The organism is Streptomyces sp. NPDC031466 (assembly GCF_055581265.1).
The window spans coordinates 120,879-146,619 of sequence record NZ_JBVIJT010000012.1 but is presented as its reverse complement, the minus strand read 5'-3'; the positions used below and the strand labels follow the sequence as shown (position 1 = coordinate 146,619).

Sequence of the window (25,741 nt, the reverse complement as noted above, 5' to 3'; positions counted from 1 at the left end):
GAGGCGGCAGCCCATACCCCTGGGTAGCCCCGCCTCATAGGCTGGGCGCCATGATGGTCCCCGTCGCACTGTTGCTGCTGGGCGCCCTGACCGCCGTCGTCGCCCCGCGGATGCTCGCCCGGACCGACTGGCCGGAGCGCGAACCGGTGGTCGCCCTGTGGGTCTGGCAGTGCGTGGTGGCGGCGGTGCTGCTGTGCTGCGCGCTCTCGATGACGCTCAGCGCGGCCGCCGCGTGGCAGGCCGTGCGCGGCCATGTCTTCGCTCCCGCGCCGCACGCCGTCGTCGAGGCGTACGCGCTCCAGGCGCCGGGCCCCTGGGCGGCGGCCACCGCCGTGGTGCTGGCGTGCGGCGGGGTATGGACCGCGGCGATGCTGACCCGGGAGATCGCCCTCGCCCGCTCCCGCCGGGCCGGACGGCGGGCCGAACTCCTCCTGCGCGCCCCGCTGTTGCCCGGGGAGGAGCCGGGCGCCGACCGCCTCGTCGTCCTGGAGGGCGAGCGCCCCGACGCCTGGTGGCTGCCCGGCCAGGCCCCCCAACTGGTCCTCACGACCGCCGCGTTGCGTCGCCTGAAGGGCCGTCAGCTCGATGCCGTCCTCGCCCACGAGCAGGGGCACGCGCAGGCCCGGCACGACTGGCTGCTGCACTGCTCGGGCGCGCTGGCGGCGGGTTTCCCGCAGGTACGGGTGTTCGCGGCGTTCCGCGACGAGATGCACCGCCTGGTGGAGCTGGCCGCCGACGACGTGGCCTCGCGCCGCTTCGGGCGGCTGACGATCGCGCTCGCGCTGGTCGAGCTGAACGAGGACCGCGGGGTGTTCGGCCCCTGCCCGACGCCGCAGGCGCACGTCCCGCAGCGCGTGCACCGGCTGCTCGCCGCCCGCCCGCGCCTGACCCCCGCCCGCAGGCTCCGGCTGACGGCGACCGCCGCGCTCGTGCCGGTGGTCCCCGTCCTGGTCACCTTCGTGCCCGGCCTGCGCGCGCTCGGCTGACGGCCGCCCCGCGCGCCGGATGGGTTTCCACTCCGCCTCGGCGGCGAGGATCACCCCATGTACCCCCCGCCCTTGGACTCCCCCACCCGACCCGCCACCCACCGGGCGGCACTCGCCGCCGCGCTGTTCGGCCTGCCTGCCCTCCTGCTGCTGCTCCTGGTGGAGCTGGAGTGGGGCCCGCTGGTCTCGCTGGACGGCGACATCGCGCGCACCACGCACCGCTGGGCGGTGGCCGACCCGGCCATCACGCGCACCAGCCGGATCCTCAGCGACTGGGTATGGGACCCATGGATGATGCGGGCGCTGTGCGCGGTGGTGGCGGTCCGGCTCGTGGTGCACGGCGCGCGGTGGCTCGCGCTGTGGCTCATGGGGACCTGCCTGGTGGCCTCGGTGGTGCAGCAGTCGCTCAAGGCGGCGGTGGACCGGTCCCGCCCGGTGTGGCCGGACCCGGTGGACCACGCGCACTACGCGGCGTTCCCCTCGGGCCACGCGATGACGGCGGCGGTCGTGTGCGGCCTGCTCCTGTGGCTGCTGCGGCTGCACGGGGCGGGACCCACCCCGTGGCGCGCCGGCGTGGCCCTGGCCGTGGTGTCCGTGGTCGGCGTGGGGATGACCCGGGTCTGGCTCGGCGTCCACTGGGCGACGGACGTACTCGGTGGCTGGCTGCTGGGCGGCCTGACGGTGGCGCTCGCCATCGCGACGTACACGCGAGGACCGGGCAAGCATGGCCGAGGCCTCACTTGACCGTCCCACGCACTTCGTCGGGTGACGCGCCGGACGCCGTCGGCGATGTGGGGGCCGTCCGGGTGCGGGGCGCCTCGGCGCAGACCACCTGTGAGCAGGCAACACTCCCCCGCGGTGCTGCCTGCTCCCAGGCCGGTTCGCCGGCGCGGGACCCCGTGAGGGTCCCGGCTCGGCACGCGCTGAGTATATTGGCTCGGAGCCAGTCAACGCAGGAGTTACAGCATGTCCCCGCGTAGCGCCTCGGTCAATGAAGAATTGCGCAGACGTTCTCGTGAGCGGCTGCTGCAGGCGACGGTCGAACTGGTCGGCGAGCGCGGCTACGAGGCGACGACCCTCGGCGACATCGCCGACCGGGCGGGCGCCGCCCGCGGTCTGGTGTCGTACTACTTCCCCGGCAAGCGCCAGCTCCTGCAGTCCGCGGTGCACCGGCTGATGCACCGCACCCTTGCGACCGCCCTGGAGCGGGAGCCTGTCCCCGCCGGCGGCGAGGAGCGGCTGGCGCGGGCCATCGACGCGATCCTGGGCCTGGCGTGTGAGGAGCCGCTGCTCATGCGCACGCATATGGCCGGAATCCTCCAGGCGGAGGGCTTCGTGCGGTGTCCCGAGCAGCAGCGGCTGGCGGAGCTGCTGCGCGAGACGGTCGAGCGGTACGGCTCGGGCGACGTCGACAAGGACTATCCCCTGCTGCGCGCCCTTTTGATGGGCGCGGTCTTCGCGCTGCTCATTCCGGGGGCGCCGATGCCGCTCCCGACGTTGCGGGCCGAACTGTTCGAGCGGTACGGCCTGGAGTGGGGGCTGGGTGTCCCGCCGAGCGGCCTGCCGCCCGACGGGACACCGTCGACGATGCCGTTCCGGTCGCCTCAGTCGAAGTAGTCGGGCTGGGTCTGGACGTTGAGCTCGCTCAGGCGGACCCGCTGTGCGGGGTGCGTCCGCTTGTCGTTGATCTTCAGGACGTCGAGCCCCATGGCGATGTCATTGGAGTAGACACGGCCGTTGTAGTAGTACGCCGACCAGGAACCGGCCGTCGTGATCTTGTCGGTGGTGTGCGGGCCCCGCTCGAAGTACCCGATCTCCTGGGGCCTGGACGAGTCGGTGAAGTCCCAGACGGAGACGCCGCCCTGGTACCAGGCCTGGACCATGAGGTCCTTGCCCTTGACGGGGATCAGCGAGCCGTTGTGGGCCACGCAGTTCTCGGTGGCGGCCTGGTGGCGCGGGATCTTGAAGTAGCTCCTGAAGACCAGTTTGCGCTTGTCGCCCTTGCCCACGATGTCGTAGATGCCGTTGGCACCACGCTCGGGTCCGGTGGCCGCGTCGCAGGTGGCTCCGGAGCCACCGCCCAGCTCGTCGGTGTAGACGACCTTGTCGGCCTTCTGGTTGAAGGTCGCCGAGTGCCAGAACGCGAAGTTCTTGTTGTCCTGGACCTGGTCGATGACCCTCGGCTTCTCGGGGTCCTCGATGGACAGGAGGATGCCGTCGCCCATGCACGCGCCGGCGGCGAGGTCCTTGGAGGGCAGCACGGTGATGTCGTGGCAGCCGGTCGTCTTGGAGACACCCGGGTTGGTGGGCCCGCCCGGGTTGCCGCCGCCGTCCGGTCCCTCACCGGGGAAGAGGACGGGGAAGTCGATCACGGCGGCCTTCTCGGGGGCCCTGCGGGGCACCTTGATGATCGAGATGCCGTCGTGCGGCGGCCGGCAGTCGGGGAAGCTCGCGCTCGGCGAGTAGGAGGAGACGTACACGTAGACGGTGCGCCGCTCCGGCACCAGCGTGTGCGTGTGGGAACCGCAGGCGGTCTCGACGGCCGCGACGTAGCGGGGGTTCGCCTTGTCGCTGATGTCGAAGATCTTCATGCCCTCCCAGGAGGATTTCTCCGTGGCGGGCTGCGAGGTGCTGTTGCAGGAGTTGTCGCTGCGCGAAGAGTCGGTGGAGAGGAAGAGCAGGTCGCCCGAGACGGAGACGTCGTTCTGGCCTCCCGGGCACAGGACCTGCGCGACCGTCCGCGGCTCCTCCGGCCTGCTGATGTCGAAGATGCGGAAGCCGTCGTAGTTGCCCGCGAACGCGTACTTCCCCTGGAAGGCGATGTCCGTGTTCGTGCCGGGCAGCGCGTCCTTGGGGACGTTGGCCACGTGCTCGATGTTGGCCGAGTGGACCACCTCGTCCGGCGCCGGTATCTCGCCGCGCTCGATCGCCTCGCGTGCGGCGGCGGCGTCGCTCTTGGAGACGCTCTTGGGGGCGGCGGGGGCGTCACCGGGGTCGGGTGTGGCTCCCGCGGGCGCCGCGGTGAGCAGCGCGGCGAGGAGTCCGGCCGCCGCGGCACCGACGCCCAGGCGTCTGCGTCCAGTTCGGGATCTGTTCAACAGGGTCACTGCGTCCTCCCTTGTCGCCGTTCCGAGTGGAACGGTTCACGGACACCCGCAGTATCGTGCTCATCATGCACAGATCAACAGAGGGCGCCGCGTTCGTCGCGAAAGTCGGCGGTCGCCGAAGCTCATTCCGGTTCCGGTAGGGCGAGACCCGCCCGCGTGTCGCAGGAGGTCGCTGTGCTGCTCAGCCGTCGTACGTCCACCCTCACCGCACTGATGACGACCGCGGTCCTCGCACTCGGGGGCTGTGGCTCCGGCGGCGGCTCGGCGTCCGGCGGCGGGCGCGAGGCGTCGCCGGGCCCCTCGGTGATCGCCCCCGGCAGGCCGGGCGAGACCGCGAAGAAGCTGACGGCGAAGGAGGCGGCCGGAAGAAGGGCCGACGACGACACCCCCAACGCCGCCGACTTCACGTACACGCAGATGATGATCACGCACCACGGCCAGGCGCTGACGATGACCCGGCTCGCCCCGCGGCGGGCCGGGTCAGGGCAGGTGAAGCGGCTCGCGTCCCGCATCGCCGCCGCCCAGCGGCCGGAGATCGGCGCCATGAAGCGCTGGCTCAACAGCCACGGCGGGCCGCGCGGACACACCGGGCACGGGCAGGGGCACGACCACGCGGCGATGCCCGGGATGGCCACCGACGCGCAGCTCGCGCAGTTGCGCGCCGCCAAGGGCAAGGCGTTCGACCGGCTCTTCCTGAAGCTGATGATCACGCATCACGACGGCGCCGTGACCATGGCCACGGAGGTCCTCTCCGAGGGCAACAACGTCCAGGTCGAGGAGATGGCGAACGAGGTCGTGGCGCAGCAGACGAGCGAGATCGGCCGCATGCGGCAGCTGGGCTGACACAACCGGCGCGGGCTCCGCCGCGTGAGCGGCGTGACGGCAGCCGGCCGCACTCGTGAGGACCGATGGCGGCGGCCCGCAGTCCTGACAGCGGGCACCGCCGGTGCGATCCTGAAACCGTCCGCCGGTCACCTCGCGGAGGGAGCACCACCGTGCTGCAGGTCGCCGTGGTCGGTTCGGGTCCCAGCGGGGTGTACACCGCGCAGTCCCTCATCCAGCAGGACCGCGTGCCGGACGTGCGGGTCGACGTCCTCGACCGGCTCCCCTGCCCCTACGGCCTCGTGCGGTACGGCGTCGCGCCGGACCACGAGAAGATCAAGTCCTTGCAGAGCACTCTGCGCACGGTCCTCGAACACGACCGCGTGCGCTTCCTCGGGGGCGTGGAGATCGGCCCCGGCGCGCTGCCCCCGGCCCGTCTCCTCGGGCTCTACCACGCGGTGGTCTACTGCGTCGGCGCGGCGGCCGACCGCAGGCTGGGGGTGCCCGGGGAGGACCTGCCGGGCAGCCACTCGGCGACGGAGTTCGTGTCCTGGTACAGCGCGCATCCGGACGTGCCGACGGACGGTTTCGAGCAGGACGGCTTCGTACGGGGCGTGGAGTCGGCGGTCGTCATCGGCGTGGGGAACGTCGCGGTGGACGTCGCCCGGATCCTGGCCCGCGGCGTCACCGAACTGCTGCCCACCGACATGCCGGACGCGGCGCTCGGCGTCCTCGCCGGGAGCCGGGTGCGCGAGGTGCACATGGTGGGCCGGCGCGGCCCCTCACAGGCGCGTTTCACCACCAAGGAGCTGCGGGAGCTCGGCTCGTTGCCGGACACCGAAGTCCTCGTGGACCCGGCGGAGTTGGCGCTCGACCCCGCTTACACCGACCCCTCGGGGCTCTCCGGTGCGAGCCGCCGGAACGTGGAGGTGCTGCGCGGCTGGGCGGAGCGTCGCGCGCAGGGCCTGCCCCGGCGGATCCGGCTGCGCTTCTTCCTGCGGCCGGTGGCGCTGACGGCCGGGGCAACGGGCCGTGTCGCCGGGGCGCGGTTCGAGCGGACGCTGCCGGACGGCCGGGGCGGGGTGAGCGGCACAGGGCGCTGCGAGGACATCCCGGCGCAGTTGGTGCTGCGCTCGGTGGGGTACCGCGGGGTTCCGCTGGAGGGGCTGCCGTTCGACGAGGAGCGGGGCACGGTGCCGCACGCGGACGGGCGGGTGCTGCGGGGCGGGGCGCCGTCACCGGGCGAGTACGTCGCCGGGTGGATCAAGCGGGGCCCGACCGGCGTCATCGGCACCAACCGCCCGTGTGCCAAGGAGACGGTGTGCTCCCTCCTCGACGACGCCCCCGATCTCGTACGCAGGGACGTCGCGGCGGAGCCCCTGGGGGGACTGCTCGCCGCGGGTCTGCGGCCGGTGGAGTGGCCGGGGTGGCTGGCGATCGAGCGCGCGGAGGCCGAACTGGGGCGTTCGCTCGGCCGGGACGTGGTGAAGATCCCGGACTGGGCGGGGCTGCGGCGGGCGGCGCGGGGGTGACGGGTCAGCCGCCGTCGGCGCCGAGGCGGTCCGCCTGGCGGGTGGCCGCGTCGAGGACGCTGTCGAGGAGGCCGGGGAAGAGCGTGTCCAGGTCGTCGCGGCGCAGCACGCTCAGCTTGGCCGTGCCCCGGTAGATCTGCCGGATCACCCCGCTCTCGCGCAGCACCCGGAAGTGGTGCGTGCTGGTCGACTTGGTGACGGGCAGGTCGAAGTGCGAACAGGCCAGTTCGACCGCCTCCTCCCGGGCGAGATCCCGGACGATCCGCATCCGCATGGGGTCGGCGAGGGCGTGCAGCACCCCTTCGAGGCGGATGTCCCCGGCCTCGGGGTGGGCGAGCGTCCTGCTGCTCGCGGCGGCGGTCGTCATGACGGCTCCACTTCGTCCGGTGTTCCGTGACGCCATTGTACGAGAGACATCGTAGTTTGACATTCACCGTACTACGAGGTCTATCGTACGAGCAGTTGACCAGCCGCGAGGAATGGAGTCCGCCGTGAGCGCCCTGTTCGAGCCGTACACCCTGCGATCGCTGACGATCCCGAACCGGGTGTGGATGCCCCCGATGTGCCAGTACTCGGCGCTTCCCGAGGGGCCCGACGCCGGCGCCCCGCAGGACTGGCACTTCGCGCACTACGCGGCCCGTGCCGCCGGCGGCACGGGCCTGATCATCGTCGAGGCGACCGCCGTCAGCCCCGAGGGCCGCATCAGCCCCTACGACCTCGGCATCTGGAACGACTCCCAGACCGAGGCGTTCCGCCGTATCACGGCCTTCCTCAAGAGCCAGGGCACCGTCCCCGGCATCCAGATCGCCCACGCCGGGCGCAAGGCCTCCACCGGCCGCCCGTGGAAGGGCGGCGCCCCGGTGGGCCCGGAGGAGTACGGCTGGCAGCCCGTCGCGCCGAGCCCGGTCCCCTTCGACGAGGGCCACCCCGTGCCGACGGAGCTGTCCGTCGAGCAGATCCGCGAGATCGTGGCGCAGTTCGCCGACGCCGCGCGGCGCTCGCTGGACGCCGGTTTCGAGGTCGCCGAGATCCATGGCGCGCACGGCTACCTGATCGGCGAGTTCCTCTCCCCGCACAGCAACAAGCGGACCGACGCCTACGGCGGCTCGTACGAGAACCGCACCCGCTTCGCCCTGGAAGTGGTCGACGCCGTACGGGCCGTGTGGCCCGAGGACAAGCCCCTGTTCTTCCGCATCTCCGCCACCGACTGGCTCCAGGAGGCCGGCTGGACGGCCGACGACACCGTCCGCTTCGCGACCGACCTCAAGGAGCACGGCATCGACCTGCTCGACGTGTCCACCGGCGGCAACGCGGCGGGCGTGCGCATCCCCGTCGAGCCCGGCTACCAGGTCCCGTTCGCGGCGCGCGTGAAGGGCGAGACCGGGCTGGCGGTCGCCGCGGTCGGCCTGATCACCGAGGTGGCACAGGCCGAGAAGATCCTCGCCAACGGCGAGGCGGACGCGGTCCTGCTGGGCCGGGAACTGCTGCGCGACCCCTCGTGGGCGCGGCGCGCCGGACGCGAGCTCGGCGCCGAGGTGCACGTGCCGGACCAGTACCACCGGTCCGTCTGAGCGCACCACCGGTCCCTCCGGGCGCCGCGCGGCCCGCCGCGCGGATCACTCGGGGATGGCCGCCAGCGTGAAGGAGTGGCCCGCCGGGTCGGAGTACGTCCGCGTGTCCCGGGGGCCACTGTTGTTCTTGGTGTCCACCGGACGCGCGCCGAGGCCGATCGCCTCCCGCTCCGCCTCGTCCATGTCGTGGCGGGCCACCATGATCCTCAGGTGCGCCTGCTGCGAGTCCTCGGGGCGGGGCCAGCTCGGCGGGATGTAGTCCCGCTCCCGGTGCACGGCCAGGCAGACCCCGGTGTCGTTGGTGACCTCGACGTAGTCGGGGTCCTTGCTCAACTGGACCTCCGCGCCGAGCAGTCCGGCGTAGAACTCCGCCAACTGCTCGGGCTCCGAGCAGTCGAGCACGAGCACGGTGCGCTTGTGAACGGTCATGGGGTCCGGGTCCCCCGGCCGGAACCCGCCAAACAGTGGCGGGCCGCGCCTGTTTCCCCATACGGACCATGGGCACCCGCGCCACCATGGAGTGGATGCGAACGGCCGCATGTGCCGAAGAAGACCCGGAACTGTTCTTTCCCGTGGGCTCGACAGGACCCGCGGTACGCGACATCGCCGCCGCCAAGGAGGTCTGCGCCCGCTGCCCGGTGAGCGGGGAGTGCCTGGCGTACGCCCTCAGCACCGGACAGGCGTCCGGCGTGTGGGGCGGCACCTGCGAGGAGGAGCGGGTGGCGCTGCGCAAGAGGCTGTCGCGGGCGCTCACCTCGGACGCGTCACACGCTCGTTGACCGTCCGTGCCTCGGCTAGCGTCGGCGGGATGAGACTCGCCGATGCCCTCACCCGCCGCCCCGTCGTCCTCGACGGTGGCCTCGCCAACCAGCTGGAGACCGCCGGGCACGACCTGAGCGACGCGCTGTGGTCGGCGCGGCTGCTCGCGGACGAACCCGCCGCGATCGAGGCCGCCCACCGCGCGTACTACGAGGCGGGCGCCGAGGTGGCCATCACCGCGAGCTACCAGGCCACTTACGAGGGATTCGCGCGGCACGGCATCGACGCCCGCCGCACCTCGGAACTGCTGGGCCTGAGCGTGGAGCTGGCCCGCCGCGCCGGAGCCGGGCTCGGCCGCGAGGTGTGGGTGGCCGCGTCGGCCGGCCCGTACGGCGCGATGCTCGCCGACGGCTCGGAGTACCGGGGCCGGTACGGGCTCACCGTGGACGAGCTGGAGCGCTTCCACCGGCCCCGCCTGGAGACCCTGGCGGCGGCACGGCCCGACGTCCTCGCCCTCGAGACGGTCCCGGACACCGACGAGGCGCGGGCGCTGCTGCGTGCGGTGCGCGGTCTCGGCGTGCCCGCCTGGCTGTCGTACAGCGTCGCGGGGGAGCACACGCGCGCGGGTCAGCCGCTCGCCGAGGCCTTCGCGCTCGCCGCCGACGCGGACGAGGTGATCGCGGTCGGCGTGAACTGCTGCGATCCACGGGACGCCGACACGGCCGTGGCCACGGCCGCGCGCATCACCGGCAAGCCCGTCGTGGTCTACCCCAACAGCGGGGAGACGTGGGACGCCGCGGCCCGGACCTGGCGCGGCCCCGCGCGGTTCGCCGCCGGCCGGGTGGCCGGCTGGCGCGCGGCCGGGGCGCGGCTGGTCGGCGGGTGCTGCCGGGTGGGCCCCGAGGTGATCGCCGAGGTCGCGCGGGAGCTGGCGCCGCCCGGGCCCGCGACCTGAGGAAACGGGCGCCGACCTGCGGGGCCGCCGCGTCGGACAGTGACTGTCAGTGCCGGGGTGCACACTGACGGTACCTGAGACAACGACGTCCGGAGGTGGCCGCCATGGCCGAGCTTCTTCTGACCGTAGGCACCCGCAAGGGCCTGTTCATCGGCCGCAGGCGCGGTGGCGCCTGGGAGTTCGACGACAGCCCGTACTTCAACGCCCAGGCGGTGTACTCCGTCGCGATCGACACCCGGGGCCGCACCCCGCGCCTGCTGGTCGGCGGGGACAGCGCGCACTGGGGCCCGTCCGTCTTCCACTCCGACGACCTCGGGCGGACCTGGACGGAGCCCGCGAAGCCCGCCGTGAAGTTCCCCAAGGACACCGGGGCGTCGCTGGAGCGGGTGTGGCAGCTGCACCCGGCGGCGGCGGAGCCCGACGTGGTGTACGCGGGCACCGAGCCGGCGGCGTTGTACCGCTCGGAGGACCGCGGCGAGACCTTCGGGCTCGTGCGCCCGCTGTGGGAGCACCCCACCCGGTCGCAGTGGGTGCCGGGCGGTGGCGGCGAGGGGCTGCACACCGTCCTGACCGACGCGCGCGACGCCCGCGCGGTGACGGTCGCGGTGTCCACCGCGGGCGTGTTCCGCACGCGGGACGGCGGCGCGAGCTGGGCCCCGGCGAACCGGGGCGTCTCCGCGGTGTTCCTGCCGGACCCCGACCCGGAGTTCGGGCAGTGCGTGCACAAGGTCGCGCGGGACGCGGCCGACCCGGACCGGCTGTACCTGCAGAACCACTGGGGTGTGTACCGCAGCGACGACGGGGGCGGGCGGTGGACGGACATCGGCGGGGGCCTGCCCTCCGACTTCGGCTTCGCGGTGGTCGCGCACCCCCACCGGGGCGGCACCGCGTACGTCTTCCCGATCACCGCCGACAGCGACCGGGTCCCGGCCGACCGGCGCTGCCGGGTCTACCGCACGGCGGACGCGGGCGGCAGCTGGGAGCCGCTGACCGCCGGCCTGCCCCAGGAGGACCATTACGGCACGGTGCTGCGGGACGCCATGTGCAGCGACGAAGCCGACCCGGCGGGCATCTATTTCGGCAACCGCAACGGCGAGCTGTACGCCTCGGCGGACGACGGCGACAGCTGGCGGCTGCTCGCCTCGCACCTGCCGGACGTGCTGTGCGTGCGGGCCGCGGCCATCGGTTGATCGACGCCGCCGTTACGGCAGTAGGGTGACGCCGTGGCACCACGACCCTTGCATGAGATCGTCGAAGCCGGCTGGGCCAAGGCCCTGGAGCCGGTGGCCGAACGGATCGCCGGGATGGGCGAGTTCCTGCGCGCGGAGATCGCCGCGGGACGCACCTACCTGCCGGCGGGAGCGAACGTGCTGCGCGCGTTCCAGCAGCCCTTCGACGACGTCCGCGTCCTGATCGTCGGCCAGGACCCCTATCCCACGCCCGGTCACGCGGTGGGGCTGTCGTTCTCGGTCGCGCCCGAGGTGCGGCCGCTGCCCGGCAGCCTCATCAACATCTACCGCGAGATGAGTGACGACCTGGGGCTGCCCCCGCCGTCGAACGGCGACCTGACGCCGTGGACGCGACAGGGAGTCCTGCTCCTCAACAGGGCGCTCACCACGGCCCCGCGCAAGCCGGCCGCGCACCGCGGCAAGGGCTGGGAGGAGGTCACCGAGCAGGCGATACGGGCGCTCGCCGCGCGCGGAAAACCGCTGGTGTCGATCCTGTGGGGCCGCGACGCGCGCAATCTGCGGCCCCTGCTCGGGCAGTTGCCCTCGGTGGAGTCCGCGCACCCCTCCCCCATGTCGGCGGACCGGGGCTTCTTCGGCTCGCGGCCCTTCAGTCGGGCCAACGACCTGTTGGTGCGCCAGGGCGCGGAGCCGGTGGACTGGCGGCTTCCGTGACGGACACGGCGTTCGTGCTGGGCGTCGATTCGGGGGGCTCCGGACTGCGGGCCGCCCTGTCCGCGCCGGACGGTGCGCGCCGGGCCGGGCCGGTGCGGTCGGACGAGCCGGTGCGCGCCGGCGCCGGGGGCATCGACGCCGGTCACTTCATGGCGCGGCTCGCGCCCCTGGTGCGGGAGTTGCTGGAGCGGGCGGGCGGCGGCCGGATCACGGCCGCGGCCGTCGGCGCCGCGGGGATGGCGTCGCTCGGCGACGGCCTGCGCGCGGAGCTGCCGGCCGCGCTCGCCGCGGCCCTGGGCGTACGGCGGGTGGCGCTCGCCTCGGACGCCGTGACCGCGTACGCGGGAGCGCTGGGCGATCGTCCCGGAGTGGTCGTCGCCGCGGGCACCGGCGTGGTGGCGCTCGGCACGGATCTCACGGCCTGGCGTCGCGCCGACGGCTGGGGCCAGTTGCTCGGCGACTGCGGCGGCGGCGCCTGGATCGGCCGCGCCGGACTCGAAGCGGCGATGCGGGCCTACGACGGCAGACGGGGCGGCTCGCAGGAGCTGCGGGCGCGGGCCGAGGAGCGGTTCGGCCCCCTGGCGGGGCTGCCGTCTCTGCTCCACTCGCGCGCGGACCGGCCCGCGGTCCTCGCCTCCTTCGCGCCCGAGGTGGCGCGGTGCGCGGCGGCCGACACCGTGGCGGGCGGCATCCTGCGGGACGCGGCGCGGCACATCGCCGAGGCCGCGGCGGCCGTCGGCCCACCGGAAGGGGCCTGGGAAGTGGCCCTCACCGGCGGCCTGTTCAAGGTGGGGGAGCCGCTGCTCGGCCCGCTGCGCGAGGAGCTGGCCGGTCAACTGCCGCACGCCCGGCAGGTTCCGGCGGCCGGCGACCCGCTGGACGGCGCGCTGCGCGTGGCGGTCGATGTCGCCCGGGGAACGCTGCGACTGCCGTACGACGCGCGCATGCTTTCCGTCCACGAGGAAGGCGACAGTTGACCTCTACGTAATTCATCAGACAAAAACGGACTTATACCGCCCACCTGTACCCTCCCCGAACAGTGGGGGCACACAAGCCAGTAGCATGCGGGCGCATGAGCTCCCCCACTGGGCCCGCATCCGGCCTGCCCGTACGAATGCCGCGCCCCCGTCAGCCGGGCCGGCACCGCCGTCCGGAGCCCGTCGCGGCTCCTGAGGGCGCGCCCGCACTGGTCCTCGCCGTGCCGGGCGCCCCCAGCATCACCACGCGCGGTCTCGCCGAGGAAGTCGTGAGCATCGCCCGCTCCGAGCTGCCCGGCCTGGACGCCAGAATCGGTTACGTCGACGGTACGCAGGACGCCACCGTCACGTCCTTCCCCGAGTTCCCCTCGCTGCGCTCCGTGCTCGCGCAGGCGAGCGCCGAGCGTGCCGCCCGCTTCGAGCGGGCGCGGGCCGCCGGCGTCGAGACGGGTGAGCCCGAGGGCCCCGTGGCGGTCGTCGTGCCGCTGCTCGCCGGCCCGGACAGCACGCTGATCGAGCGCATCCGCCAGGCCGTCGCGGACAGCGGTGCCGCCGCCGGGCTGACCGATGTGCTCGGCCCGCACCCGCTGCTCGCGGAGGCGCTGCACGTGCGCCTGTCGGAGGCCGGGCTCGCCCGCGCCGACCGCGCCCGCCTGTTCACCGTGGCCACCGCGGCGGACGGCATCGTGCTCGCCACGGTCGGCGGCGAGGAGGCCGTGCAGGCCGCCGGGATCACCGGCATGCTGCTCGCCGCGCGCCTCGCGGTGCCGGTGATGGCCGCCGCGCTGGACGAGGAGGGCGCCATCGCGGCGACCGCCGAGCAGCTGCGCGGTTCGGGTTCGGCGCAGCTGGCGCTCGCCCCGTACCTGATCGGCCCCGAGCTGGACCCCGGTCTGCTCGACGTGGCCGTCAAGGAGGCCGGCTGCTCGGTGGCCGAGCCCCTCGGCGCCTACCCGGCGATCGGCAAGCTGGCGCTCTCCAAATACACGCTGGCGCTGGGCATCACCCCGCAGCAGCCTTCGGGGACGCCCGTGCACTGAGCGTCTGCACCGGTACGCCGATGGGCCCGCCCCGATGTGGGGGCGGGCCCATCGGCGTACGTACGTATGCGCACGTACCCGGGTGTCGACCCGCCGCGTCAGTCGAAGATGACGCAGGAGGCGGCCGGTGCCGCGATCGAACCGGCCCTGCGCGGGATGCCGGTGCCCTGGTCGACGGTGAACCAGGTGACGTCCCCGGAGCGCTCGTTGGCGGCGTACAGGAAGCGTCCGCCGGGGTGGAGGGCCAGGTCGCGGGGCCAGTGTCCGCCGCAGGGGACGGTCGCCGCGAGCCGTGGCGCCTCGCCCGCCGTGTCGAGCGCGAGGACGGAGATGACGTCCGCGCCGCGCGTGGCGGTCCACAGGAACCGCCCGTCGGGTGCGACGACGACCTCCGAGGGGTAGCTGTCGCCGTCCGGGACGTCGACGAGGAGGGAGACCTCGGTGAGCGGCTTGAGCGTGCCGGCGTCGGCGTCCCAGGCGCAGACGGTGAGGGTCGGGGTCAGTTCGTTGAGGACGTACGCGCGGTCGCCGCGCGGGTGGAAGGCGAGGTGGCGCGGCCCCGAGCCGGGGCGGAGCGCCACTTCGCGGTGCAGCGTCAGGCCGTCGTCCCCGAGCGCGCAGACGCGCACGGAGTCCGTGCCGAGGTCGACGCTGACCGCCCAGCGGCCGCTCGGGTCCGCGAGGACCTGGTGGGCGTGCGGGGTCTGCTGGCGCTGCGGGTGCGGTCCGGAGCCGGTGTGTCTGAGTTCGCCCGCGGGGTCGGCGAGGCCGCCGTCGGCGCGCAGCGGGACGGCGGTGACGCTGCCCGAGCCGTAGTTGGCGGTGAGGACGTGGCCGTCGTACAGGGCGAGGTGGGTGGGCGCCGAGCCGACGGGCACGGGGCGGCCGGTGAGGCGGGGCAGGTCCCCTTCGACGCGGTACGCGGCGAGGGCGCCGTCCGAGGTCTCGCTCACCGCGTAGAGGAGGTCACCGGTGGGCGAGAGGGCGAGGTAGGAGGGGTCGGGGACCGTATCCGTGGCGCCGAGGACGGTCAGCGCGCCGGTGTCCTCGTCGACGGCGGCGGTGAGGACGCCGAGGCCGCCGGCCGCGGTGAAGGATCCGATGTACGCCCGTCCGGCGCGGTTGCCGTCGACCACTGCTGTCCCCTCTCGACCCGGACGCCGTGGGGCCGGCGCCGCTGGTGCGGCCGACGCTAGCAGTCCGGTCTAGACCAGGTGGTGGTGCCGCTCACGTCGACCGGTCCCGTGCCCGGTTCGCGCCTCGCACGAGTCCGGCGGTCATGTGTCGCAGGTCACCGTGGAGGGGGACGGTGGACCGGAACAATGTCGTGTGGTTCACCGTTCATTCAAGTGTGGCTGCGGAGGGGACAGTGTCCCCGGGCCTCACCCATAGCCCATGGGGACGATCGTCCGGCTGAAGCCCCATGGAGCCTTTCGCCGAGAGGCGACCGCCCTCCGCACGCCGCCACCGACGACCCCGGCTGGTCTCCCCCGTCCAGCCGGGGTCTTCCCATGTCCGGACCCGGCAGGAACCGGGCCCGGGAGGCGAGGCGGGTTCAGGCGCCCATGAGGGGCGTCCGGGTGGGGCTGTGCAGGGGGTCGGCCAGCTCGGCGAGGGCCTTCTCCAGGCCGTGCAGATGGGCCAGCGCCGGTTCGGCCACGGAGCCGTGGGGCACGGTCGCGGGTCCGGTCAGGCGGCCGCGCGCACCCTCCGCCGGGCCGGTGAGCGCCTCCACCGCCACCTCCACGCGCCAGCAGGCGGCGGCGAGCCGGTCGTCGTGCGACGCCTCGGGGTCGGCGGCGATCGAGGCCAGGCCGCGGACCTGACGGGCGCAGTCGTCGAGCAGCAGGAGCACCTGGCGGGCGCGCTCCTTGCGGGCCCGCAGCGGGCTGAGCGGGTGCACGAGCGGAGCGAGCGAGAGGCGCACCCGGCCGAGGAGCTGCTCCAGTTCGGCGACGCGGGGCGCGGGGTCGGCCGACTCGGACCCGGCGAGCCGTGCGGCCGCCTCCGCCGTGCAGGCGTGCACGCACCGCAGGGCGCGCTGGATCCAGGCGTTGGTGGTGGCGTGGGTGGTGACGGGCAGGATCAGCAGTACGGCGAGGGCGGCGCCGAGCGCGCCGACACCGGTCTCGGCGACGCGCAGGGCGAGCAGGGCCGGGTTCAGCACGCCGAGCAGCCCGTAGAGGACGCCGACCATGACCGTGACGGCGAGCATCATCCACGTGTAGGACACGGCCGCCGTGTAGAAGATCCCGAAGACGCTGACGGCGACGATGATCGCGGAGGGGACGGGCGCGCCGTGCAGCGGCACGGCGACGACGAGGCCGAGGGCGATGCCGAGCACGGTGCCGAGCACCCGGCGGAAGCCGCGGACGAGGGTCTCCCCGCTGGAGGCGGTGTTCACGAACACCCACCAGGTGGCGCCGACGGCCCAGTACCACCGCTGGTCGGACAGCACCTGCCCGACGGCCAGCGCGAAGGCGCCGCCGGCGACGGCCTGGATCGCCTGGCGGGTGGTCGTACGGGCGAGTCCGGTGCCGGCGGGCGCGGCGGGCAGGACGGGGGGCGGCAGCCGCCGCTCGTAGCACCAGGCGCCGAACCGCACGGTGGAGGAGGCGCACAGCGACACCAGGACGGCGGCGTACAGCTCGGGGAGCTGGGCCGGCACGGTGTGCAGGAACTGCGTCGCGAAGTACATCATGAACCCGAACACCCCGAGCGAGTGCCCGCGCGGCCCCCACCGGCGCGCGTAGACGCCGGCGCCCATCACGGCCAGGAAGGCGACGTCCCGGGCCACGGGCACGTCGTGCAGCACGGCGGCCAGGGCGAGGACGGGGAAACCCACGGCCGGCAGCAGCGCGGTGGTGACCGCCTGCGCCCGCACGGTCGCGTCGGACACGGTGAAGAGGGCGAGCAGAGCGGCGAGCCCGCCGGCGATCGCCGGCACGAGCGAATGCCCGGCCAGCCCGCACACGGCCACCGCCGACGCGATGCCGACGACGGCCCGCGAGGCGAAACGCAACCGCGCCCGTCCCGGATCCGGCGCCACGAACACCCTCTTCAGCACGGTCCGCCCGCCCCTTCCATGAGCTGTCGCCTGTCCACATGAAAAAGGCGCCACGGAAGGATCCCGCAGCGCCATCGACAGACCCATCAGACCATCTGGACCCTCCATGGCTCAACCGGGTGCGATTTGACTGGGCCAATGGCCCAGATCACGTACGCCGCGGCGCCCGGCAGGAAGGCCAACGGATCACAGCGGCCCGGCCCCCTGCCCGGGCGACCGGACCGGGACGGGGCCGCCGGGCGGGGAGAGGGCCGGGGTGACCTCCACGACGATGTCGGCGAATGTGCGCACGCGGCGGTCGCCAGGGATACGGGCTCACGCCCGGTCTGCACACGCCGGAGCAGGTGCGGGCCTGGCGCGCCGTGACCGACGCCGTCCGCGCCGCCGGGGGGCGCATGTTCGCCCAGCTGGTGCACTGCGGCCGGATCGGCCACCCGAGCCTGTACCGCGACGGCGCCCTGCCGCTCGCCCCTTCGCCGATCGCCTCCGGTGAGCAGATGTTCACGCCGGAGGGCATGCTGGACCATCCCACGCCCCGGGAGATGACCCGGGCGGACATCGACCGGACGGTCGACGACTTCGTCTCGGCCGCCCGCAACGCCGTCGAGGCGGGCTTCGAGGGGGTGGAAGTGCACGGCGCCAACGGCTTTTTGCTGCACCAGTTCCTGGCGGACGGCACCAACCGCAGAACCGACGGCTACGGCGGCTCGGTGGCCGCCCGGATCCGGTTCACCGTCGAGGTGGTGGAGGCGGTCGCCGAGGCGGTCGGCCCGGAGCGGGTCGGTCTGCGGATCTCCCCCGGCATCACGTTCAACGGCATGGCCGGGGCCGAGAGCGACACCGCCGGGCTCTACACGGCCCTGGTGCGGGCCCTGGCGCCCACCCCGCTCGCCTACCTCCATGTCTTCGAGATCCTCACCCGCGACATCACCCGGGCCGTCCGGGCCGAGTGGCCCGGCACGCTCATCCTCTGCCCGCACCCCACCGCGGAGTCGTTCCCGAGCACTCCGGAGATCGGCGCCGAGGCGCTGCGGGACGGGGTGGCGGACGCCATCGCCATGGCCGAGCAGTGGCTGGCCAACCCGGACCTGCCCGCCCGCGTCCGCGCCGGCGGTCCGTACAACGTCGCCGACAAGGCCACGTTCTACGGCGGTGACCACCACGGCTACACCGACTACCCGGTACTCGACGCCTGACCTGAGCCTTCCCCGAGGCCTGTCGGGCCCTTGGCCCCCGGACCCCACGGGCTCGCCCCGGACTCCCGGCACCCACGGCGGGTGGTCCGGGGCCCGCGCCCTCTCCCCCTCGCCCTCGCTGTGAAAGGCCCCGACGTGAAAGCCCTCGTCCACGATCCCGACGCCCCCCGGCAGCTCCGTCTCGGTGACGCCCCGGAGCCGGAACCAAGCGCCGCGCAGGCTCTGATCGAAGTCGCCTCGGTCTCGTTCAACTTCGGCGAGATCGTCTACCGGTCCCCGCAGACCAGACCCGGACATGTCCCCGGGTGGGACGCCGCGGGAGTCGTCGTCCGGCCCGCCGGTGACGGAACGGGCCCGCCCGCCGGAACCCGGGTGGTGTCCTTCGGCTGGAGCGGGGCATGGGCCCAGCTGCGCGCGGTGGACACCGCCGAGCTGGCCGTCGTTCCGGACGCCGTCGACCTCGGTACGGCGAGCGCGCTTCCCGTCGCCGGGGTCACCGCCCTCCAGGCGGTCCGCCGCCTGGGTTCCGTCCTCGGCCGGCGCGTTCTCGTCACCGGCGCGTCGGGCGGTGTGGGGCGCTTCGCCGTCCGGCTCGCCGCTCTGGCGGGCGCGGAGGTGATCGCCTGCGCCGGCGACCCGGCCCGGTCACAGGGGTTGTCGGCGCTGGGCGCGGCAGAGATCGTCCAGGCTCCGGCCGCACTCTCGGAACCCGTGTACGGCGTGATCGACAACGTGGGCGGCAGCCAGTTGGCCGACGCGTTCAACCGTCTCGAACCCGACGGTGTCGTCCAGGCCGTCGGGAAGGCCTCCGGGGAGGCGACCGTCATCGACTTCGAGCAGTCCCGCACCAACAGCGCGCGTGGGCGGCTGGAGAACTTCAACGTCACCACGCCGTTCGGAAGCGACCTCGCCTACTTGCTCCACCTGGTGGAGAGCGGCCGGCTCGCCCCGCAGATCGGCTGGCGCGGTCCCTGGACGCGGGCCGCCGAAGCAGCCGACGCCCTCGTCGCCCGCCGCGTGCGGGGCAAGGCCGTCCTCGACGTCACACCCGCCGGGCCCGCCCCCCTGTCCTCGGCCTCCCCGGCTCGATGCGGTCGAGGAAGTCGAGCACTCGCCGAGTGAGCCGTGTCGCGGCGTACTCGTCGTGTGCGGGCAGGCTGCTGTCACTGAACAGGTGCCTGTCGCCGGGGTAGAGGAACAACTCGGCGTCCGCCGCCGACTCGACGAGGGCGCGGGCCGCGGCCACATCGCCCTCACCGGCGAAGAACGGGTCCGCGTCCATGCCGTGGACCTGGACCGGGACCTCGTCGGGCCAGGCGCCGCCGAACTCCGAGACCGGGGCGCACGCCTCGATCAACACCGCACCCCTCGCGCCCGGGCGGGTCTGGGCCAACTTCTGCGCCGGCAGGACGCCGAGAGAGAACCCCACGTAGACGAGCCCGGCGGCCAGTTCATCGGCCGTGGCGGTCCCGCGCGCGACGACTGTGCCGAACCCGACCTTCTCGGCGTGGGCGACGCCCCCCTGAAGGGTGTCGAACACCTGCCCCTCGAACAGGTCCGGGACATGGACGGTGTGCCCGGCCCCCCGCAGCCGCTCGGCGAAGTCACGGACGCCGTCCGTCAGTCCGTGTCCGTGATGGAAAACCAGCACCTCTGCCATGTCGCTCCCCTCGCGCCGCGGAACCCGGGCGGCGCGGCCACAGGAGTATGACCCCCGGCACTGACAATCGCCTCGCCGGCCGGGGCTGACGCGCCCCGTCGGCCTCCGCCTCGGGCACCGGAGCAGGTAGCCGCCCGCCGTGGCCACCAGGAGCGTCATGCACGCGATGAACACCAGGCCGGTGCCCTCCATACCGCCCTGCTCCGCTCGCGGCCCGGTGCGCCGCCGACCGCAGGTCCCCCTCTTTCCGGGAGGCGCCGCGCGGTACCTAGGCGGCCGGCGGGATCGGCCGGTGGCCGCCGCCGTGCGGGGAGTGGCCCTCGCGGCTGCTCAAGCGGTGCAGTTTCAGGGCCAGTTGCAGTTCGAGGGCGCTGCTGGGGTCGTTCCAGTCGGCGCCGAGCAGCTGCGCGACCCGGTCCAGCCGCTGCACGACGGTGTTGACGTGCACGTGCAGGGCGTCCTTCGCCTTGGACAGGCTCGCGCCCTGCGCGTAGTAGGCGTCGAGCGTCCGGACCAGCTCGGTGCCGCGCTGCTGGTCGTAGGCGAGAACAGGGCCGAGGTAGCGCCGCACGAAACCGTCGAGATCCGATCGGTCGCCGAGCAGGACACCGAGGAAGCCCAGCCCCGCGAGGTCGCTGCCGTCCCCGGTGCGGCCCAGGGCGTGCAGGGCGTTGAGGCAGCGGCCGGCCTCGGTGTACGCGCCCGGGAGCTGTTCGGGGCCCATGGCCGGTCCCGCCGAGCCCACGGTGACGGGCGCGTCGGCGGCCTTGCCGAGGTCCTCCGCGAGCGCGGCGGCGAGCGCGCCGGGGTCCGACGCCGGGACGAGCAGGACGATGTGGCCGTTGTGGACGCCCGCGAGCCCGCCCAGCGCGCGGGCGCCGCGCACGGCTTCCGCGAACAGGTGCGAGCGCGGTTCGCCGTCGGTGTCCAGGGCGAGGACGGCATGGGGCCGGGAGAGGTTAACGCCGAGTCTGCGGGCGCGCAGCGCCAGGCTTCCGCTGTCGTGGCGTCCGCCGGGCGGGTGGCAGGTGAGCAGGTCGTCGAGGAGCTCTCCCCGGACGCGGTCCTCGGCCTCGGCGACAGTGCGGCGCAACAACAGGAGGAGGGCGGCGACCAGGGCGGCGCGTTCGAACAGGCGGCGGTCGGCGTCGGCCAGGTCGGCGCGCCCGGTCAGGGTGACGCTGCCGAGGAGTTCCGGCCCGGCCAGCACGGCGCACACCCAGGCGCCGTCGACCGGGACGGCACGGCCGCCGGTGCGGGAGGCCGTGATGTCCCGCGGGGAGGGGATGAGGGGGTCGGTGCCGGCTCGGGCCAGTTCCGTGCCGTCCGGGTCGTGCAGGGCGATGCCGCCGCCGAGCAGCGCGGCGATCTCGCGGACCAGGTCGTCCACGGTCGCGCCGCGCAGGACCAGGTCGGTGAGGCGGTCGTGGGCGTCGGCGGCGCGGCGCAGTGCCGTGCTGTGGGCCCGGGCCCTCTCGTTGGCCGCGTTGAGGTCGACCAGCGCGGAGCGGGTCTCCTCCAGCATGCGTGCGCCGTCGATGGCCACGGCGGCGTGGTCGGCGAGCGAGGTGAGCAGGGCGATGGCTTCCGGCGGGAAGTCGCGGGTGGTCCGGTCGGCGGCGAAGAGCACGCCGATGACGCGTGTCCCGACGCGCAGGGGCACGCCGAGGATTCCCCGCAGCCCTTCCTCAAGGACCGCTTCGTCGATGGCCCGGGTGTGCTTGAAGCGGGAGTCGGTGCGGTAGTCGGCGCTGGTGTAGGGGCGGGCGGTCTGGGCGACGAGTCCGCCCAGGCCCTCGCCCATGCCGAGGCGCAGCTGCTGGAAGCGGGCGGAGACCGAGCCGTCGGTGACCCGCATGTAGGTGTCGTGGGCGACGGGGTCGTTGAGCGTGAGGTAGGCGGCGTCGGTGCCGAGCAGCGTTCTGGCGCGGTGGACGATGGCGCGCAGCACGGCGTCCAGGTCGCGCAGGGCGGCGAGGTCGCCGGCGGTGTCGAAGAGCGCGGCCAGCTCGGCCTCGCGTCTGCGGTGCTGGTCGAGGGTGCGGCGGATGTCCAGCGCGATCCTGGTGGCGTCCTCCAGGAGGGACCGCTCCTCGGGCGGAAGCTGTGCGGTGGAGGCGTCGTCGCCCGAGGGGCGGGTGAACTGCTCGGCGGGTGCGCCGGCGGCCAGCAGGGTCAGCAGTTGTCCGAGGGCCACCATCGCACTGTGTGCCGCCGCGCGGTACGAGCGGTCCTTCACGGTGTTCATGATGGCACTCCTTCGGTCATCCCGGGGGCTGTCTTCCCGGGGAGGCCGGGGCTTTTCCGGTGTGGCCGGGGGCGCGTCCGGTCAGCCCCTGTCCGGGCCGGCGGGCGCGGGCGTCCGCCGACGTGAGCGCACCGGGGCGCCGGCCGTCGTGGCGAGGGTGAGGTCGCGGCCGCGGGTCTCCCTGGCGAAGGCGACGGTGAGGGTGGTCACGACCGCGGCCAGGCACAGGTACAGGGCCACGGGGACGGCGGAGTCGTACTCCTTGAGCAGCTCGACCGCGATGATCGGTGCCGGGGCGCCGGCCACGATGGACGCGAGCTGGGAGCCCATGGAGGCGCCCGAGTAGCGGACCTTGGTGTCGAACATCTCGGAGATGAAGGCGGCCTGGGGGCCGTACATGGCGCCGTGCAGCAGCAGGCCGACGGTCACCGCGAGGGTGATGACGGCGAACGACCTGGAGTCGAGCAGGGCGAAGAAGGCGAAGGCCCACAGCGCCATGCCGGCCGAGCCGATCAGGGTGACCGGCCTGCGTCCGATCCGGTCGGAGAGCGCGCCCCACAGGGGGATCGTGACGAAGTGGACGGCCGAGGCGATCAGGACGGCGTTCAGCGCGGTGCTCTTGGGCAGGTCCAGGTGGCTGGTGACGTAGACGAGGAGGAAGGCGGTGAGTATGTAGTACGAGATGTTCTCGCCGAACCGGGTGCCGATCGCGGTCAGGACCTCCCGCCGGCTGCGGCGGAACACCTCGACCACCGGCGGCTGTTCCTTGATGCCGCGGGCGGCGTCGGCCTCGGCCCTGGCCTTGGCGGCGAGGAAGACGGGGGACTCGGAGACGGAGATGCGGATCCACAGGCCGACGACGACCAGGACGCCGGAGAGCAGGAACGGGATGCGCCAGCCCCACGCGGTGAAGTCCTCCTCCGACTGGACCGCGGCGAGCAGGGCGAGGACACCGGTGGCCAGGAGGTTGCCGCCGGGGGCGCCGGCCTGCGGCCAGGAGGCCCAGAAGCCGCGCCGCTTGTCGCCGCCGTGCTCGGAGACGATGAGGACCGCGCCGCCCCATTCGCCGCCCAGCGCGAACCCCTGGACGAGGCGGAGCACGGTGAGCAGGATCGGCGCGCCGACGCCGATGGTGTCGTAGGTGGGCAGCAGGCCCATGGCGAAGGTGGCCCCGCCCATCATGAGCAGGCTGACGACGAGCAGCTTCTTGCGCCCGATCTTGTCGCCGAAGTGCCCGAACACCACCCCGCCGATGGGCCGGGCGGCGAAGCCGATCGCGTAGGTGACGAAGGCGATCAGGGTGCCCATGAGGGGGTCGACGGTGGGGAAGAAGAGGGTGTTGAACACCAGCGCGGCGGCGGAGCCGTAGAGGAAGAAGTCGTACCACTCGATGGTGGTGCCGATCAGGCTCGCGCCGACGATACGGGCGATGCCGGGAGAGCGGCCTGGCGGGGTGGGGCCGGTGGCGGCCGGGGCGTCGGGCATGTGTCACCACTTTCGGGGGGAGGGGGGACGGGGGCGGAGGATCGCAGGAGGGGCGTCGAAGGGCGGGGCGGGTCAGCTCGCTCCCCAGCCGCCGTCGAGGGGCAGCGACGCCCCGGTGATGGAGCTGGTGTGCGGCCCGCACAGCCACAGGGCGGCGGCGGCCACCTCTTCGGGCTCCAGGAGTCGTTTGAGCGGAGCGCGGGTGAGCAGGACGTCGGACAGGACGTCATCGGGGCTGATGCCGTGGGCCGCGGCCTGGTCCTGGATCTGGCCTTCGACCATCGGGGTGCGGACATAGCCGGGGTTCACGCAGTTGCTGGTCACCCCGTGCGGCGCGCCCTCGATCGCGGTGACTTTGTTGAGGCCCTCCAAGGCGTGCTTGGCCGTGACGTAGGCACTCTTGTACGCGCTGGCGCGCAGGCCGTGGACGCTGGAGATGTTGACGACGCGGCCCCAGCCGGCGGCGTACATGTGCGGCAGCACCCGGCGGATCAGCAGGAAGGGGGCCGTGACCATCACCTGCTGCATGAGCGCGAAGCGCTCCGGCGGGAACTCGTGGAGCGGGGCGACGTGCTGGAGGCCGGCGTTGTTGACGAGGACGTCGATGTCGCGGGGCAGGGCGTCGATGACGTCCGGGGCGGCCAGGTCGGCGGTGTGCGCCACTCCCCCGATGGCGTCGGCGACCGTCTTGGCCTTCTCGGCGTCCAGGTCGACCACGTGGACCTCGGCGCCGGCCGCGGCGAGGGCGGCGGCGCACGCCCGGCCGATGCCGCTGCCGCCTCCGGTCACCAGCGCGGCCCGGCCGGACAGGTCCACGCCGCCCGTCGCCGGGAGGGGCGAGGCGGCCGGCCCCGACGGATGCGAGGTGGTGAATTGCCTGGTCATGGCCGGAACAGTAGAGACACCCCGGCGCCTCTCCTATGGGATCCGGCACCACAATCACCCGGCGCCGTATGGTGATCGGCCCCATAACGGCCCAGGGCCGGAGGCGCTACGGCCGGACGTGGGGGGACGTGGAACCGTGCGGCTCCTTGCCCCGCCGCTCCCCCGGGCCGGCCGGCTCCTCGGACCGCCGGCGGTCCAGGCGGGCCACCACCGGGCCGGCCGTGACACCGTGCAGTACGACGGAGACCAGCACCGTGAAGGTCACCACCGCCCACAACTCCCGCTCGGGGACCAGGAAGTCCTGCTGACCCAGCGCGTAGGCGAGGTAGTACAGCGAACCGATGCCGCGGATGCCGTACCCCGCCACGACCCAGCGCTCCCGGCCCCGCAAGCGGCCGCCGAGCAGCCCGGCCCAGCCCGCCAGTGGCCGGATCACCAACAGGAGCAGCAGACCGGTCGCCGCGCCCCGCCAGGTCAGCTGCGCCAGGCCGCCCAGCGCGATGAACGCGCCCAGCAGGAAGAGCAGCGTCGCGGTCAGCAGCCGCTCGATCTGTTCGACGAAGTCGTGCAGCACGTTGTGGAAGCCGTGGGCGCGCTCGGCCGCCCTGACGGCGCAGGCGGTGGTGAACACGGCGAGGAAGCCGTAGCCACCGGCGAGTTCGGTCACCCCGTACGCCAGGAAGGTGGCGGCCAGCGCGACGAACCCCTCCCGGTACTCGGCCAGCCGCAGCACGGAGGAGCGGGTGCGGAAGAACAGCCAGCCCAGCAGTTTGCCGATCAGCAGCCCGCAGGCCACGCCGAGCACGCACTTGAGCCCGACCTCCTTTGCCGCCCAGGAGCCGATCCACTCGCCCGACCAGCCGCCACCCGCGGCGGCGGCCAGCGCGATGGCCGCGTAGGTGAGGGGGAAGGCGAGGCCGTCGTTGAGTCCCGCCTCACTGGTGAGGGCGAACCGCACCTCGTCCTCGTCGTGCTTGTCCTCGGTGGGTTCCCCGACGCGCACCTCCGAGGCGAGCACCGGGTCCGTGGGCGCGAGGACCGCCGCGAGCAGCAGCGCGGCGGCCGGCGGCCAGTCCAGCAGCCACCAGGCCACCAGGGCGGTCGCGAGGACGCTCACCACCATGGTCACGCCGAGGAGCCGCCAGGTCGAGGCCCACAGGCGCCGGCCCACCGGCCGGTTGAGCGCGAGCCCCGCACCCATCAGGGCGATGATCACGCAGATCTCGGTCACATGCTCCGTCAGGACCCGCTGCTCCACCGGGTCGACCGCCGGCAACGGCAGCGGGAGCAGGTACACGGCGATGCCGCTCACCAGGAACACCACCGGCAGCGACAGGGGCCGCCCCGCCACCACCCGGGGCAGCACCGCGGCGAGCAACGCTCCCAGGCCCAGCCACGCGAACACCACATCGGAAAGAGTCACCGCGTCTCACCCGTCCTCTTCACGTTCCCGTACGCGCGGCCGGGCGGCGGGCCGGGCCCGGTGGACACTCGTCGGCCTGGTGAAGCGGGCGGCTCATCTGCACTCCTCTGGTTCGTACGTCTGACCT

At 73.7% G+C, this 25,741-nt stretch carries 24 protein-coding genes; 14 read left to right on the top strand and 10 right to left on the bottom strand.

Going from position 1 to position 25,741, the window contains the following annotated elements; genetic code table 11:
* The first annotated feature begins 50 nt into the window (after positions 1–50).
* The 3 genes from ACZ5GP_RS28570 to ACZ5GP_RS28560 all read left to right on the top strand — a co-directional run bounded on the left by ACZ5GP_RS28570 (position 51) and on the right by ACZ5GP_RS28560 (position 2,603).
* Positions 51–986 (top strand): M56 family metallopeptidase, encoded by a 936-nt coding sequence (locus ACZ5GP_RS28570; RefSeq protein ID WP_468753562.1) that lies wholly within the window; start codon positions 51–53, stop codon positions 984–986.
* Positions 987–1,043: 57 nt separating this feature from the next.
* Complete coding sequence (locus ACZ5GP_RS28565; RefSeq protein ID WP_468753561.1) at positions 1,044–1,730, top strand: phosphatase PAP2 family protein; 687 nt, start codon at positions 1,044–1,046, stop codon at positions 1,728–1,730.
* 222 nt (positions 1,731–1,952) lie between these two features.
* Positions 1,953–2,603, top strand: coding sequence for a TetR/AcrR family transcriptional regulator (locus tag ACZ5GP_RS28560; RefSeq protein WP_468753560.1), 651 nt, complete (start codon positions 1,953–1,955; stop codon positions 2,601–2,603).
* Here the strand turns inward: ACZ5GP_RS28560 and ACZ5GP_RS28555 are convergent.
* Complete coding sequence (locus tag ACZ5GP_RS28555; RefSeq protein ID WP_468753559.1) at positions 2,591–4,093, bottom strand: LVIVD repeat-containing protein; 1,503 nt, start codon at positions 4,091–4,093, stop codon at positions 2,591–2,593. The two genes, ACZ5GP_RS28560 and ACZ5GP_RS28555, sit on opposite strands and share 13 nt — an antisense overlap.
* A 156-nt stretch (positions 4,094–4,249) precedes the next feature.
* On the opposite strand from ACZ5GP_RS28555, the gene ACZ5GP_RS28550 reads away from it, so the two are divergent.
* Together ACZ5GP_RS28550 and ACZ5GP_RS28545 are read left to right on the top strand one after the other, a co-directional pair.
* A complete protein-coding gene (locus tag ACZ5GP_RS28550; RefSeq protein WP_468753558.1) occupies positions 4,250–4,936 on the top strand; it encodes a DUF305 domain-containing protein in 687 nt (228 codons plus the stop codon).
* Between the two features lie 152 nt (positions 4,937–5,088).
* On the top strand, positions 5,089–6,447 hold the full coding sequence (locus tag ACZ5GP_RS28545; RefSeq protein ID WP_468753557.1) for a ferredoxin--NADP reductase domain-containing protein: 1,359 nt from the start codon (positions 5,089–5,091) through the stop codon (positions 6,445–6,447).
* Between the two features lie 4 nt (positions 6,448–6,451).
* Here ACZ5GP_RS28545 and ACZ5GP_RS28540 read toward each other — a convergent pair whose 3' ends face one another.
* The gene (locus ACZ5GP_RS28540) at positions 6,452–6,814 is read right to left on the bottom strand and encodes a helix-turn-helix domain-containing protein (RefSeq protein WP_468753556.1); all 363 of its coding nucleotides are present in this window, start codon (positions 6,812–6,814) and stop codon (positions 6,452–6,454) included.
* Positions 6,815–6,938: 124 nt separating this feature from the next.
* Between ACZ5GP_RS28540 and ACZ5GP_RS28535 the strand changes: the two genes are divergently transcribed.
* Positions 6,939–8,018, top strand: coding sequence for an NADH:flavin oxidoreductase/NADH oxidase (locus ACZ5GP_RS28535; protein WP_468753555.1), 1,080 nt, complete (start codon positions 6,939–6,941; stop codon positions 8,016–8,018).
* Between the two features lie 45 nt (positions 8,019–8,063).
* On the opposite strand, the gene ACZ5GP_RS28530 is transcribed toward ACZ5GP_RS28535, so the two are convergent.
* Positions 8,064–8,447, bottom strand: a complete 384-nt coding sequence (locus ACZ5GP_RS28530) for a VOC family protein (RefSeq protein ID WP_468753554.1) — start codon at positions 8,445–8,447, stop codon at positions 8,064–8,066.
* 86 nt (positions 8,448–8,533) lie between these two features.
* On the opposite strand from ACZ5GP_RS28530, the gene ACZ5GP_RS28525 reads away from it, so the two are divergent.
* The 6 genes from ACZ5GP_RS28525 (at position 8,534) to ACZ5GP_RS28500 (ending at position 13,650) form a co-directional block, all read left to right on the top strand.
* Complete coding sequence (locus ACZ5GP_RS28525; RefSeq protein WP_468753714.1) at positions 8,534–8,797, top strand: WhiB family transcriptional regulator; 264 nt, start codon at positions 8,534–8,536, stop codon at positions 8,795–8,797.
* Positions 8,798–8,826: 29 nt separating this feature from the next.
* Positions 8,827–9,732 carry a homocysteine S-methyltransferase gene (gene mmuM / locus ACZ5GP_RS28520; protein WP_468753553.1) on the top strand — a complete coding sequence of 302 codons (906 nt, stop codon included), beginning with the start codon at positions 8,827–8,829 and terminating at the stop codon, positions 9,730–9,732.
* A gap of 104 nt (positions 9,733–9,836) precedes the next feature.
* On the top strand, positions 9,837–10,922 hold the full coding sequence (locus ACZ5GP_RS28515) for a WD40/YVTN/BNR-like repeat-containing protein (protein ID WP_468753552.1): 1,086 nt from the start codon (positions 9,837–9,839) through the stop codon (positions 10,920–10,922).
* A gap of 33 nt (positions 10,923–10,955) precedes the next feature.
* Entirely contained in the window at positions 10,956–11,633 is a 678-nt protein-coding gene (locus ACZ5GP_RS28510) for a uracil-DNA glycosylase (protein WP_468753551.1), read from the top strand.
* Positions 11,630–12,610: a BadF/BadG/BcrA/BcrD ATPase family protein gene (locus ACZ5GP_RS28505; protein ID WP_468753550.1), complete on the top strand. Its 981-nt coding sequence runs from the start codon at positions 11,630–11,632 to the stop codon at positions 12,608–12,610. Before ACZ5GP_RS28510 ends, ACZ5GP_RS28505 begins: the two co-directional genes overlap by 4 nt.
* Before the next feature lie 95 nt (positions 12,611–12,705).
* Positions 12,706–13,650, top strand: a complete 945-nt coding sequence (locus tag ACZ5GP_RS28500) for a sirohydrochlorin chelatase (protein ID WP_468753549.1) — start codon at positions 12,706–12,708, stop codon at positions 13,648–13,650.
* Between the two features lie 98 nt (positions 13,651–13,748).
* Here the strand turns inward: ACZ5GP_RS28500 and ACZ5GP_RS28495 are convergent, their stop codons facing one another.
* A complete protein-coding gene (locus ACZ5GP_RS28495) occupies positions 13,749–14,786 on the bottom strand; it encodes a lactonase family protein (protein WP_468753548.1) in 1,038 nt (345 codons plus the stop codon).
* Between the two features lie 419 nt (positions 14,787–15,205).
* Positions 15,206–16,717 carry an FUSC family protein gene (locus tag ACZ5GP_RS28490; RefSeq protein ID WP_468753547.1) on the bottom strand — a complete coding sequence of 504 codons (1,512 nt, stop codon included), beginning with the start codon at positions 16,715–16,717 and terminating at the stop codon, positions 15,206–15,208.
* A 281-nt stretch (positions 16,718–16,998) separates the two neighbouring features.
* Between ACZ5GP_RS28490 and ACZ5GP_RS28485 the strand changes: the two genes are divergently transcribed.
* Together ACZ5GP_RS28485 and ACZ5GP_RS28480 are read left to right on the top strand one after the other, a co-directional pair.
* Entirely contained in the window at positions 16,999–17,913 is a 915-nt protein-coding gene (locus ACZ5GP_RS28485; protein WP_468753546.1) for an oxidoreductase, read from the top strand.
* Positions 17,914–18,048: 135 nt separating this feature from the next.
* Complete coding sequence (locus tag ACZ5GP_RS28480) at positions 18,049–19,035, top strand: zinc-binding dehydrogenase (RefSeq protein ID WP_468753545.1); 987 nt, start codon at positions 18,049–18,051, stop codon at positions 19,033–19,035.
* On the opposite strand, the gene ACZ5GP_RS28475 is transcribed toward ACZ5GP_RS28480, so the two are convergent.
* From ACZ5GP_RS28475 to ACZ5GP_RS28455, 5 genes are all read right to left on the bottom strand, one after another.
* Positions 18,956–19,573 (bottom strand): dienelactone hydrolase family protein, encoded by a 618-nt coding sequence (locus tag ACZ5GP_RS28475; RefSeq protein WP_468753544.1) that lies wholly within the window; start codon positions 19,571–19,573, stop codon positions 18,956–18,958. The two genes, ACZ5GP_RS28480 and ACZ5GP_RS28475, sit on opposite strands and share 80 nt — an antisense overlap.
* 268 nt (positions 19,574–19,841) lie before the next feature.
* Positions 19,842–21,821 (bottom strand): helix-turn-helix domain-containing protein, encoded by a 1,980-nt coding sequence (locus ACZ5GP_RS28470; protein ID WP_468753543.1) that lies wholly within the window; start codon positions 21,819–21,821, stop codon positions 19,842–19,844.
* An 81-nt stretch (positions 21,822–21,902) separates the two neighbouring features.
* Positions 21,903–23,306 (bottom strand): MFS transporter, encoded by a 1,404-nt coding sequence (locus tag ACZ5GP_RS28465; RefSeq protein ID WP_468753542.1) that lies wholly within the window; start codon positions 23,304–23,306, stop codon positions 21,903–21,905.
* A 72-nt stretch (positions 23,307–23,378) separates the two neighbouring features.
* Complete coding sequence (locus ACZ5GP_RS28460; protein ID WP_468753713.1) at positions 23,379–24,122, bottom strand: 3-hydroxybutyrate dehydrogenase; 744 nt, start codon at positions 24,120–24,122, stop codon at positions 23,379–23,381.
* A gap of 175 nt (positions 24,123–24,297) precedes the next feature.
* The gene (locus ACZ5GP_RS28455; protein WP_468753541.1) at positions 24,298–25,614 is read right to left on the bottom strand and encodes a cation:proton antiporter; all 1,317 of its coding nucleotides are present in this window, start codon (positions 25,612–25,614) and stop codon (positions 24,298–24,300) included.
* Between the last annotated feature and the right edge of the window lie 127 nt (positions 25,615–25,741).

Coding starts and splice junctions, on each gene's coding strand:
- ACZ5GP_RS28565 (WP_468753561.1), top strand. CDS start 1,044: ATGTACCCCCCGCCCTTGGACTCCCCCACCCGACCCGCCACCCACCGG.
- ACZ5GP_RS28475 (WP_468753544.1), bottom strand. CDS start 19,573: ATGGCAGAGGTGCTGGTTTTCCATCACGGACACGGACTGACGGACGGC.
- ACZ5GP_RS28485 (WP_468753546.1), top strand. CDS start 16,999: ATGTGCGCACGCGGCGGTCGCCAGGGATACGGGCTCACGCCCGGTCTG.
- ACZ5GP_RS28540 (WP_468753556.1), bottom strand. CDS start 6,814: ATGACGACCGCCGCCGCGAGCAGCAGGACGCTCGCCCACCCCGAGGCC.
- ACZ5GP_RS28525 (WP_468753714.1), top strand. CDS start 8,534: ATGGAGTGGATGCGAACGGCCGCATGTGCCGAAGAAGACCCGGAACTG.
- ACZ5GP_RS28500 (WP_468753549.1), top strand. CDS start 12,706: ATGAGCTCCCCCACTGGGCCCGCATCCGGCCTGCCCGTACGAATGCCG.
- ACZ5GP_RS28560 (WP_468753560.1), top strand. CDS start 1,953: ATGTCCCCGCGTAGCGCCTCGGTCAATGAAGAATTGCGCAGACGTTCT.
- ACZ5GP_RS28465 (WP_468753542.1), bottom strand. CDS start 23,306: ATGCCCGACGCCCCGGCCGCCACCGGCCCCACCCCGCCAGGCCGCTCT.
- ACZ5GP_RS28570 (WP_468753562.1), top strand. CDS start 51: ATGATGGTCCCCGTCGCACTGTTGCTGCTGGGCGCCCTGACCGCCGTC.
- ACZ5GP_RS28530 (WP_468753554.1), bottom strand. CDS start 8,447: ATGACCGTTCACAAGCGCACCGTGCTCGTGCTCGACTGCTCGGAGCCC.
- ACZ5GP_RS28470 (WP_468753543.1), bottom strand. CDS start 21,821: ATGAACACCGTGAAGGACCGCTCGTACCGCGCGGCGGCACACAGTGCG.
- mmuM (WP_468753553.1), top strand. CDS start 8,827: ATGAGACTCGCCGATGCCCTCACCCGCCGCCCCGTCGTCCTCGACGGT.
- ACZ5GP_RS28515 (WP_468753552.1), top strand. CDS start 9,837: ATGGCCGAGCTTCTTCTGACCGTAGGCACCCGCAAGGGCCTGTTCATC.